The 11,249-nt window shown below is 59.1% G+C and carries 6 protein-coding genes and 3 pseudogenes; 5 read left to right on the top strand and 4 right to left on the bottom strand.

Going from position 1 to position 11,249, the window contains the following annotated elements; genetic code table 11:
* The first annotated feature begins 574 nt into the window (after positions 1-574).
* From IC232_RS31960 to IC232_RS31945, 4 genes are all read left to right on the top strand, one after another.
* On the top strand, positions 575-1,213 hold the full coding sequence (locus IC232_RS31960) for a hydrolase (protein WP_190848979.1): 639 nt from the start codon (positions 575-577) through the stop codon (positions 1,211-1,213).
* A gap of 321 nt (positions 1,214-1,534) precedes the next feature.
* Positions 1,535-2,155 carry a glutathione S-transferase family protein gene (locus IC232_RS31955; protein ID WP_190848978.1) on the top strand — a complete coding sequence of 207 codons (621 nt, stop codon included), beginning with the start codon at positions 1,535-1,537 and terminating at the stop codon, positions 2,153-2,155.
* A gap of 20 nt (positions 2,156-2,175) precedes the next feature.
* Positions 2,176-3,711 carry a VOC family protein gene (locus tag IC232_RS31950; protein ID WP_190848977.1) on the top strand — a complete coding sequence of 512 codons (1,536 nt, stop codon included), beginning with the start codon at positions 2,176-2,178 and terminating at the stop codon, positions 3,709-3,711.
* A gap of 519 nt (positions 3,712-4,230) precedes the next feature.
* A complete protein-coding gene (locus IC232_RS31945; protein ID WP_190848976.1) occupies positions 4,231-5,148 on the top strand; it encodes a helix-turn-helix domain-containing protein in 918 nt (305 codons plus the stop codon).
* Between the two features lie 262 nt (positions 5,149-5,410).
* Here IC232_RS31945 and IC232_RS31940 read toward each other — a convergent pair.
* A pseudogene (locus IC232_RS31940) lies at positions 5,411-6,838 on the bottom strand (catalase); the annotation flags it as partial.
* Positions 6,839-7,417: 579 nt separating this feature from the next.
* Between IC232_RS31940 and IC232_RS31930 the strand changes: the two are divergent.
* A complete protein-coding gene (locus IC232_RS31930; protein WP_190848975.1) occupies positions 7,418-7,576 on the top strand; it encodes a hypothetical protein in 159 nt (52 codons plus the stop codon).
* Positions 7,577-8,165: 589 nt separating this feature from the next.
* On the opposite strand, the pseudogene IC232_RS31925 reads toward IC232_RS31930, so the two are convergent.
* From IC232_RS31925 to IC232_RS31915, 3 genes and pseudogenes are all read right to left on the bottom strand, one after another.
* Positions 8,166-8,573 (bottom strand): annotated as a pseudogene (locus IC232_RS31925) (IS6 family transposase); the annotation flags it as partial.
* 356 nt (positions 8,574-8,929) lie between these two features.
* Positions 8,930-9,115: pseudogene (locus IC232_RS31920) on the bottom strand (IS3 family transposase); the annotation flags it as partial.
* A 662-nt stretch (positions 9,116-9,777) separates the two neighbouring features.
* Positions 9,778-10,056 (bottom strand): DUF6894 family protein, encoded by a 279-nt coding sequence (locus IC232_RS31915; protein ID WP_190848973.1) that lies wholly within the window; start codon positions 10,054-10,056, stop codon positions 9,778-9,780.
* Between the last annotated feature and the right edge of the window lie 1,193 nt (positions 10,057-11,249).

Below are 11,249 nucleotides of genomic sequence, written 5' to 3'. Positions count from 1 at the left end.
AGAAGGATCAACTCCGCGAAGCCGCTTAGCCAGCCTGCTCGGCCGCCCCGCTTTGCAGAACTTGACGCACACAATCCGGAAGAATGGGGTGCGCTCTTATATCCCAGGAGAGTCTCCACGCCTCATACACGCTTGACGCAAGTGTTTCGGCATGAGGCGGTGCGGCTCGCGCCGACCAGCGGTTGCAGCCGACCTGGAATCGAGCCAGCATGCGAGCTTCTCGAGCGAACAGAACTTCCGGTCACGGAGATCGCCCAGTAGGTCGGATACTCATCAAATCAGGTTCTGGCGCGCGTTTTCATGAAACACAAACGCGTGAGCCCAAGCGACTATCGCCGCGCTAACAGGGATCCGACCTCCCGCTAAAACCAACTGCTCCCCTTCCCCCGCCACCCCAGTCCCGCAGGCTGGCGCATCCAAGCGCAAGATTGGCACCGTTACCGCACTCGGTGCAACGAGTGTCGCGACGGGAAACGCTAACTTATAATTCGACGGCTGTGGACGCTGGCCGGCGCCACGTCGCCTGAAGTTTCCAGTCCTGAGCTGATTTCAGCTCAACCAAGGAGGCCTACCCATGGCAAGCGAGACAATCCGTAACCCCAAGACCGACCATCTCATCACGCCCGAGAACTCAGCCCTCATCATCATTGACTACCAGCCGGTGCAGGTCTCTTCGATCCGGTCGATGTCGCAGGAGGAACTCGTCTTCAACATCACGGGCGTCGCCAAGGCCGCGATGAACTATGGTGTGCCGATCATCCATTCGACGGCGAACGTGTCGACCGGCCTCAACAAGCCGCCGATCCAGCAACTGCAGGACGTCATCGGTCACCTGCCGACCTTTGACCGCACCAATGTCAACGCCTGGGAAGACGTCGAATTCAAGCAGGCGGTCAAGGCGCTCGGGCGACGCAAGCTGATCATGACGGCGCTGTGGACCGAAGTGTGCCTAGCCTTCCCCGCGCTCGATGCCCTTCTGGAGGGCTATGAGGTCTATGTTCCCGTGGACGCCGTGGGCGGCACATCGGTCAAAGCACATGAGGCGGGTCTGCGCCGCGTCGAACAGGCCGGCGGTCAGATGACCAGCCGCGTCCAGTTGTATTGTGAACTCCAGCGCGATTGGACCCGCACAGCCACCGTCCCCGGCTTCATGGACGTGTTCGAGAGCTACGACGGGTTCAACCCGGAGAAGGCCGCAGCTGCCGCCGCCTAGGCTCGGTCAAACGCTTAGGACGGGAGGGTTGCGACGGCGACAAGTGTCGTCGTCGCGACCCATAGACGAAGCGACATCGGATGAGCAAGTTATCCATCGCCGTCAGTCTCAAAGTTAAAGCAGGGGCGGAAAACGAACTCCGCTGCGACCTGTCGGCGCTGGTCGAGCCTTCGCGCAACAGGAGTGGCAGGATCATTTCGATCTGTTCGGGGATCGAGATAAGCCGGGGCGCGAAAAGTGCGTCGTCCGTCACTTCTTCAGAGCACGGCGCGGAGAGATGCCGCTTTCGTGTCAGTGTGGACACAACCATGGAGAACACCGATGCCGACACTCTATTATGCCGTAGGAGCGTGCTCACTGGCTCCGCACGTCGTCCTCGAATGGATCGGCAAACCGTACGAGGCAGTGAAGGTGAATTTCGGCTCCAAAGAGCTGCTTGCGGTCAATCCTGCCGGTGCTGTACCGACCTTGCGTGAGGACGATGGCTGGCTCCTGACACAGGCTGGCGCAATCCTTGACTACTTGGCGCAGAAGCACCCGGAGGCAGGGCTTGCCGGCGGTGACGATCTTCGCGCCAAGGCAGAGACGCATCGCTGGTCCGCTTTCTTCACCTCGGACGCTCATGCCGCTTTCTGGCCGGTCTTTTTGCCGTCTCGCTATACGACTGACCAAAGCGAACAGAGTAGGCGGGCCGTGGTCAATGCAGGGCATAAGCTGATCGAGAGGCAGTTCGCCATTCTGAACCGCCACCTCGAGGGGCGCGAGTACATCCTTGATGGAGGGCGCTCCGTAATCGACGCCTATTCCTTCCCGATAATCCGCTGGGCAATCAAACTCGTGCCGGGCGGTTTGAGCGAGTATCCCAACGTGCAGGCGTTGCATGATAGGCTGGCGGCAGATCCGGCCGTGCAAAGAGTACTTGCGCGCGAGACGGGCGGCTAACCTTCAAAGGCACCTCGGCAATGACAAGCGGCATCCACCACTTTACGGGTATCACGGCCAACGTGCAGGCTAACGTCGATTTTTATGTCGGCTTCTTGGGCCTCAGGCTTGTGAAGCGAACTGGCGGCTATGCGGATGCCGAGCAGCTCCACCTGATCTATGGAGACGGTCTTGGCAGCCCTGGCTCATTGCTGACCTTCCTGGTCTGGGAGGCCACCGGCCGTGGCCGCACCGGTATTGGGCAGGTATCGGAAGTGGCACTCGCCGTTCCGCCAGCTGCCGTCGGCAATTGGGTCACGAAGGCACTCGCGGCAAACGTCCCTCTGGAGGGGCCGTCTCGTGAATTCGGAGAGCCGGTCCTCAGGCTGAAAGATCCGGACGGGTTGATCGTGAAGCTCGTCGGCGTCGACATGCCAGCGCCGGCTCCGCTTCCAGACGCACCGACTCGGCTGCGAGGTGTTACTGTATTGACGGACAAGGCAGCGGCCACAGCACAGTTCATTAGCCGGTTCGGGTATAGGTACGAGCAGAGCGCTGGCGCGACGCAGCGTTTGATTTCCGGTACTGATGTGGTGGACATCAGGGAAGTGTCGGGGTTCGTGCCCTCCGTGCCCGGAGCCGGAGTGCCCGACCACGTGGCTTTCCGAGCGGCGGATGCCGAGGCTGTCCGATCCATGCGGCACTCGCTCAAGGACTACGGACCAACCGAGGTCCATGACCGAAAGTATTTCCTGTCACTCTACGTTCGTGATCCAGCCGGTATTCTTTTGGAATACGCGACTGATGGGCCAGGGATGACCGTTGATGAAGCGCCCGACGAGCTCGGCCAAACCTTGTTCTTGCCACCGCACGATGCTGACCGTGCGGAAGATCTGAAGGCGATGCTCCCACAATTTGCTTTGCCCGGGGAGGAGCGGTTTCCCGCTCGCGAACTGCCCTTCATTCATCGCTTCAACCGGCCGGAGGATCCGGACGGCACCACCTTGGTGCTGCTGCATGGCAGCGGGGGACATGAAGCCGACCTGATGCCGATCGCCCGCCGTATCGCACCACGTGCGACGCTGCTGGGCGTGCGAGGGCGGGCGACCGAGGAAGGAACCAACCGTTGGTTTCGCCGCCTCGACGCCACGTCTTTCGACCAAGCGGACATCCGCAGCGAAGCAGAAGCGTTCTCAGCCTTCGTCGAAGGTGCCATCGCCAGTTACGGGCTCGACGCCAACAAGCTTGCCTTTGTCGGCTATTCCAACGGAGCAAACTTCTTGGCGGCCGTCATGCAACTTTATCCCAACGTTGCACGCCGCGCGGTTTTGCTGCGCGGCATCCAGGCGTTGGAGGATCCGCCTGCTACAGATCTTTCAGGAACGAGCCTGCTGATGCTCAACGGGCGTGACGATCCTTTTGCCCAGAACAGGACCGTGCTAGCGGACGATCTAAGGACCCGAGGTGCCAAGGTCGAGCCCCGCGAGCTGCCAGCCGACCATGAGTTGTCCGCAAGTGACGTCACCGAGGCGGCGGCTTGGATCGAACAAAATCTCCAGGTCGCAGCGCCTGTCTGATGTAGAGGCCACAGGGCTGAGCGGCTTCCTCGAAATCGCATAGTCCAAGACGGTGCTAGGCAGCATGGATTCAAGTAACGGCCCATCTGCTCGAAGAAGTTCAAACGATGCCCCGTCATCGGCTGGATGGTCACGGGACGGTTGGTCTTCAGCGCCACAGTTCTTGCCGAGCACGACCTTCCGTTATGTCCCCGAAGCGCTGAACCGCTTCACTTGGTGCGTCGCGTCGTTCACGCTACAAAGGTTCAAGTATGCAGGGTAGCACCGGGCGACCTAGTTGATTTGGCCCTGCTGAACATTAGCTACGCCCATGCGCCGGACCGTCAAGGATCGTGAGATCTCCTTGGCTCCGACGACAGGACCCTCGCGCGGACGTCTCTCAGTTATGGTCCGGACCGGCAGTCGACTAAGTTCTAAAGTGGCTATAACAGCGCCAGGTGACTCAATGATGGAAACGGCGGCCCTGTAGGCTTCCACACGATTTTCACTCACGGTAGCTGAGTCAAAGGAACTGAGACAATGACGTTGGCTGTCAATTCTGCTTCCGCTCAATGGTATATCGAAGGCCCACAGGCGCCTCATGTTCGCACGATAAAGTCGGCAGGCGGAATCCTCGACCTGCTCGAGATCGACGGAGTGGCCGGAGACGTGTCCCGACCTGCCTCGTCGGATATTGTGCTGTATCAGGAAATGGTTGGTGGCTGTCACATGCGTGGCGACCTCGGAGGGGGGCGCTTGGATCTAATAACCAAGAAAGGCGAGGTTGTGCTTGCCGCGCCGGGCTTTGCTACGACGACCATCATCAATATAAACCATCGCGTTCGCAGCTTGGTTTTTCCGATAGGGCAGTGGCAGAGAATGCTTGATGAAGCCGGTGACGGTGGCTTCTCGGTCGACAATTCGGGTATTTACGGCCGCATGCTCGAGTCATCGACTATCCGATCCGCACTCAGGCACTTGTGGTCTCTCAGTGCGGACGAAGGGGCGCCTTCGCGTCTGCTGGCCCGGGCTGCTGGCTGCGAAATACTCGCCGAATGGTGCCGATTGGGCGGAACCCCTTTGGCACCGGCGAAGGGCGGTCTCGCACCTTGGGCAAAGCAGCGTACCATCGAGCTTATGCATGCGCGGCTCGCGGACGACATCAGTCTCGACGATTTGGCGGCCGAGGCTCGGCTCTCACCGTTTCACTTTGCCCGTATGTTCAAACAGAGCGTTGGCGTGCCCCCTCGGGTCTATCTAACGCAAATACGAATCGAGAAAGCTTGCGAGCTTCTCGAAAAGAGTGATCTTTCGGTTACGGATATTGCCTTCGAGGTGGGATATTCTTCCAACCAGGTGCTCGCCAGGGTGTTTCTTAAGCAGCGCCGCATGACCCCCTCCGACTATCGCCGGGCAATGCGCGACCCTTTCGCTCGTTCGCTTGGTGATGGCACCTGAAAGCACTGTCGACTGTCTTCGGCCGGCGTCATGCTCTCGCGCTCCGGTGGAGGAGGCGTGCGACTCGCCGGCGGGGCGGAGAGTGAACTGTCGCAATCGGATCGAGGTCGCATGAGCGAGGCACGCCGATGGTTTCGATCGCCTCCAAGCCGATCTCGTCACGGACGATTGGTCTCAATCGCCGGGCTCCAGCGTCCATCGGCTTCGCTCTCCTGTTAAACCTCGATCAGAATGGAGGATCCAGCGCATCCAGTTCCGCGCACACGCCGGCGCCATAATCCGGGTGGACCTGCTCGAAGAGGTCGACCTGCCGTTCGATTATAGGGGCGGGGACATCTTGCATAGTTGCGGCGATGTTGGCGAACAATCTTGCTTTCTGCCCATCATCGAAGAGCATGAACAGAGCGCGTGGCTGACTGAAATCGTCGCTGCCAGTCCGGTGGTCGAATCTTGCGGTCAAGCCTTCTATCTGAAGCGGCGGCTCTGAAAATGAACGGTTCTCGACCGGGCCACCAAAGCTGTTTGGCTCGTAATACGCTTCGGGTGTTGCCGCGTTGTCGAAGAACCGCATGGCGCCGTCTTTGTGGTAGTGATGGACCGGACACTGGGGCCTGTTGATTGGAAGCGCCTGGTAATGGGTCCCAAGCCTATAACGATGGGCATCCGCGTAGGCGAAGATCCTGCTCTGAAGCATCTTGTCTGGCGAGTGCCCAATGCCACGGACAACGTTGGACGGGCTGAAGGCCAGCAGTTCAATATCGGTGAAATAATTGTCCGGATTTCGGTTAAGCTCGAGGATGCCAATCTCGACGGGTGGGAAATCCGCGTGGGGCCACACCTTGGTGAGGTCGAACGGATTGTAAGGAGACATTTCTGCATCGGCCTGCGTCATGATCTGAATCTGCAAGGTCCACTGAGGAAATAGCCCAGCCTCGATTGCTCCGAACAGCGCTTCTTGGTAGCCCTCGCGCGTTCGTCCGATCACGTCGACCGCCTCGGCATTTGTGTAGAAGCGGTGCCCCTGCCGCGTCTTGAAGTGGAATTTAACCCAGACACGCTCGCCGTTGTCGTTCCACAAACTGTAGGCGTGGCTGCCATAGCCGTTCATGTGCATCGGGGTGACAGGGAGGCCCCGGTCGGAGAAGAGGATGGTCACTTGATGCAGGCTCTCGGGCGACAGGGACCAGAAGTCCCACATTGCCGTCGGCGACCTCAGGTTGGTTCGCGGATGGCGCTTCTGCGTGTGGATGAAGTCGGGGAACTTGAGCGGATCACGGACGAAGAAGACCGGGGTGTTGTTGCCGACCAGATCCCAATTGCCCTCCTCGGTGTAGAACTTCAGTGCGAAGCCGCGAATGTCTCTTTCGTGGTCTGCCGCGCCCATCTCCCCGGCAAGTGTTGAAAAGCGCACGATCACTGGTGTCTCGGTGCCGACTTGCAGCACTCTGGCGCAGGTGAGGTGCGTTATGTCGCGCGTTATCCGGAGAGTGCCATATGCGCCACAGCCCTTGGCATGTACCACGCGCTCGGGAATCCGCTCCCGGTTGAAGTGAGCGAGCTTCTCGATCAGCGGCCAGTCCTGCAAGAGGATTGGGCCTCGATCACCTGCGGTCAGGCTGTTCTGGCTGTCAGAAACCGGCGCCCCAGCGGTCGTCGTAAGGTGCGGATCCTGATCGGTCTGCGACGGCATCACACGTTCCTCAATTGTTTCATGGAAAGTTGTGCGATGTCTCCCCGCGCCGCCGCAATGGGAGACTTCGAGCTCGAAGCTCACCGACGAATTTAGTGAGCTTCGACAGCAAGGCGTCGCAGACCATGCGGTGGCGATGCCGTTCTTGCGCTGATTCATCGGTTATCGGCGGCGGACGGCCGGGACATGGCTCTCCTGCGCGGCTCGTCAGACCTGTGCGCGCGGCACCGTTTTCTGGCCAGAATGCCGGATTTTGAGGCCGCGAGGAGATTTCCGGATTACGGTTGAGTGGGTTTGAGCACGTTCTCCCCCGGATCACCTGATCCGGGCGAAATCCGCTTCTGGTCAGGCAGCCTGCCCCCGCGTGAGCTTCATCGCGCTGCGATCGCTACTCTTGCGGTCCATTTACCAACTACTAGATCCTGTCTGACCGCTTGAGTGTGCGCAGGTACTGGCGCATGAAAGCAAGCTTCACCTTCGTTGACAAGTTGAGGGCAAGCTTCTCATGCCGAGTGGCGATGGATCGGCAGCCTTTCAGCCATCCGACACAGCGCTCAATCACCTTGCGTTGGCGAGCCGATGGGGGCCGACAAGCTGCTCTGGACGGACGTGGAGGGTCGCAAGGTCTCCGTCCGCGTTCCGGTCGAGACCTCCCACCCCCGCGGCAGCCGCGTGACTCTGGTACCCGCGATGGGCAAGGCTAGCCTCTTCGATGCGGGCACCGAGGCGCGCCTGTAATCCACCTCGGCCCGCTCACGGCGCCGCTCCAGGCACCTTCGTGATGTCCAAGCCTCGCGACAGCTTCGGTATGGCGAGACCGATCGGCCCTGTGCGCCGACCGGCCCCGCTCGCGATAGCCAATGCGGCGGTTCACCCGATCCGGGCTGCACGCCCCGTTTCGCGCTCGTGCGCGATGGGGAAGGCATCGCCTCCAGGCAATCTCCGCAACGGCGGCGACCTCCCGCTCTGCCAAGAGGCGTCCCTTCACCTCGCCTCGCTCCTTCGGCAGGCTGCGGCGCAGGCGTTTGTAGAGTTTCTCCAGACCAGCGAGCTGACGGTCAGGCACGACAAGTGCGGAAACGACAGCGAGGCCTTTCTCCGGAACAAACGATCCGGGCTCATCCATAATGATCTGCATGGAGATGCTTCTCGGGTGAAGGGGCACGGCAATAGGTTGCTCAGCTGTGCCCCAACACTTGTCCTGTTCGGATTGTGAAACGGGCGGCCCCTTAGGGACCGCCCGTAATCTTACCGCATGTCTTCGGCCGGATTCGCGGAAGGCGAAGCTCAATTGGGCCGAACTTCGCCTCTCATTTCACGAGGCCAGTCTGTCGGTCGTGATTGAGGATGGCGGATAGTCGTCCATCATCCTGAGCGCTTTGCGCAAGAAGCGATAAGCGGCTCGGGTGTTGCGACGATCCGACAGCATGAAGTCAATCAGCCGACCGTGCTTGTCGACCGCTCGAAACAGGTACTTCCATACCCCGCCGACCCGCACATAAGTTTCGTCCACACGCCAAGAACATGAGCGAGGTCCTTGGTATGGTCGGACCCGCTTCTCGATCTCTGGCGCGTAGCGTTGAACCCAACGGAAGATGGTGGACGGGTCGACGTTGACACCTCGCTCCTCCATCATCTCAGCGAGATCGCGGTAGCTGATCCCGTACTTGCAGTACCAGCGCACGCACAGCAGGATGATCTCGACGGGGAAGCGACGGCGCTTGAACAGAGACAACAGGGCAGTTCCTCAGGTAGCCGCCCTTTCCTAATCGCCCTAGGTTAATGCAACGGAGCCAGGAGAACTCACTCGAATGGCTGGGATCCACCTCTGTGCTCAGCCGCACATCCGATCCCGCCTAGCTGGCTTATCAGTACGTCACTTACCTTCCTTACTGGAACAACGCCCATGGCTTCTTCCGCTCAACTGTCAGCCTCCGCAGCGCACGCACCGTCATTGGGGACGGCTCTCATCCGGTTTGCCGTCGCATTCCCATTGATGACCGCAGCCATGGTGCTCGTGAGCGCGATACCGGGATAATAAACACGGGCAGTCTCTTGCGGTCGCAACCCAGCAGGGAAGCGGCACCGGGGCTCCTTCATCCGCTTGACCTGATCGGATTTGAGCCCGCCATCCTCAGAGCGCCGGCGATCGTACGTGACCTCCGTCACGCCGATCTGCCGGATGGCCTCTGCCACTGTCCGGCCCTGCGCCGTCAGCACATCCCCCTGCCGCAACTTGGAAACGATCGCTTCCGCCGTGTGCCTCTTCCTGCCCAGCTTCAATCCTCCTTCGGCTCATAAGCCATACTTCAGGGAGGATCACTTCGCAGGGGGCAGACCATTGGATGCATCTGTACTTCGCCGTTTAGATGGATCAGGCAGGGAGGCCGAAGATGGTGCCATTTCCGGCCTCCCTTCTGCGTGACCCGACCGGTCGTTAAGCCTTAGTCTTTCTGGCAGGGCTCGAAAGTCCCAAGGCTGTAGTTCCTGCCACGGCTGGACGAGATCTCGACGACATGGTGACATCCATGTGGATCTGTCCTCCAATTGTCGATGGCTCTCTGCGAGATGAAGACATCGATCTTTAGCTTGGTCACCCAATGCATGCCTGTTCTCTCCGTACAGCCTACGTCATCCCAAGAGATCTGCATCCGAAAAGGCTCCCTCTTGGCCTCCAGCGAGGGAGCAGGATGCAGGGGGATGGTGAACGGGAGGTTGCCAAGGGTACAAGGATCGAAAACGGCTCTATCGGCGCCCCAAACCGTGGCAAAGTTGCGCGTCTTGGAGGAAAGTTGTCGCTAGTATTCGAGCGCTAGCCGAGAGGATCGCTGAGGCCAGTTTTACTGAATGGGCGCGGCAGCGTTCCAAGAGCCCGCGGGAACACTTTACGGATACGCAAAATCGCGTTCCATACTGACAATTATGCGAAATTGCAGGTTTCAGTTCAAAGGGGAAAAGGCGCAATCTACGGAGGGATCGCCAAGGGCAACGCTGAACAGCGTTTGACCTGAAAAATCGGTAATCACCACTTTCCACCCCTGCCACTCTGCTGAGGCAAGCATGTCATCTTGGTGGAGTTCCTCGAGCGCGCGAGCAATACGGCTCATGAGGTCACCCTCAAGCGGTAGATTAATCCCTTCCTCATCCTGGATCACCTCTGCATCAGAGATCAAGTTGAAGAAGAACCTTGCTGAGGGGAGTCTTTCCGATACGATCATCAGAACCTACCAGTAGAAGGCCACACAGAGATCGATCATGGGATCCGCTCGTGCGGAGAATGTGGCAGGACCAGCGATCTATATGGCTATAATCGAGTACCTATATTCAGCTATTACTTAGCTAAAGTGGTATGATTTAGCCATTATAATCCTAATTCCTGCAAAAGACTTTCCTATTTAGCTGGCGCAGGATTACATTCGCAGCGCGTTCCATACTGCGCCTTTGCGAAATTGCGCAGCGTGTCGGGAACCGGACCTCCGGTCAGGAGTAGGATAAGCTCAAGTAGCGTTGTTCTGACGCTCCGACGAGCGCCGCCTGCCCATCATTGAGGGAGAGCGGTCTATGTCTCTCAAGCTTGAGTTCTTTACAGCGATCGCCCTGCTCAGTTTCGATCCCCCCCGCCGAAGCTCATGACATCTACTCGCCCCTGAGGGACAGAGCCGGAAGGAATTGCTGCGATAATGGGGATTGTCGCCCTGCGCCCTACCGGGTGAGGCCAACCGGGGTGCAGATGTTCGTCGAGGGACGCTGGATATGGGTACCAGACCACACGATCCAGTATCGGGCGCTACTTGGTGACACGGGTGAAACAGACGGGGGGCATTGGTGCGGACGGTTCGGGTCTAGCTACGAGATGGGCTATGCAACCTTTTGTGCCATCCTTCCGCCGAACCCAACAGCCAATTTTGAACCCGCGTTTGCCCTTCGTGAAGGCCGTATCTAGTCCGTTCCCTGATGGATCTTATGCGAAATTGCGTGTCGGGTACCAAGCACGCATGTGGCCGAGCCGAGCACCCATAGAAAAAGGGCCGCGCCCGATCTTGTGACCGTGTTCGCGACCCTTCGAAGCGTATTTGCCCCTACGGTGAGGGTTGTATACCTACCTCGGGCGAGGTATACAATAAGTACAAATCCCTATACGGGGCAGTCACTGCCAAAATGCCGCATGCTTCGGCAGTGCAATGACAAAGACATCACAGGTTTTCTGTGAGCAGTTGACCTTTATCGGATTTGTTCGTTTGCCCCTACGGATCCGCAACTCTAAGCGCCCTCTTTGGAGCGGCGCTTTTTTCTTGTCCGCCCCGTTCTTCTACTTACGTTCCACACCGGACCTTATGCGAAATCGCGGGACTTCAGCACGTGCGAGGACGCGCGGTTTGTGGTAGAGTTGCGTCTCTCCTTGAGGAGGAGT

Source organism: Microvirga sp., assembly GCF_014699075.1.
Taxonomy (GTDB): Bacteria; Pseudomonadota; Alphaproteobacteria; order Rhizobiales; family Beijerinckiaceae; genus Microvirga.
The sequence above is the reverse complement of the archived record's forward strand: the minus strand, read 5'-3'. Positions and strand labels throughout refer to the sequence as shown.

What these genes read in the sequence shown, in the direction of transcription:
- IC232_RS31915 (WP_190848973.1), bottom strand. Translation starts at nt 10,056, where the DNA reads ATGATCGTATCGGAAAGACTCCCCTCAGCAAGGTTCTTCTTCAACTTG.
- IC232_RS31945 (WP_190848976.1), top strand. Translation starts at nt 4,231, where the DNA reads ATGACGTTGGCTGTCAATTCTGCTTCCGCTCAATGGTATATCGAAGGC.
- IC232_RS31960 (WP_190848979.1), top strand. Translation starts at nt 575, where the DNA reads ATGGCAAGCGAGACAATCCGTAACCCCAAGACCGACCATCTCATCACG.
- IC232_RS31955 (WP_190848978.1), top strand. Translation starts at nt 1,535, where the DNA reads ATGCCGACACTCTATTATGCCGTAGGAGCGTGCTCACTGGCTCCGCAC.
- IC232_RS31930 (WP_190848975.1), top strand. Translation starts at nt 7,418, where the DNA reads ATGGGGGCCGACAAGCTGCTCTGGACGGACGTGGAGGGTCGCAAGGTC.
- IC232_RS31950 (WP_190848977.1), top strand. Translation starts at nt 2,176, where the DNA reads ATGACAAGCGGCATCCACCACTTTACGGGTATCACGGCCAACGTGCAG.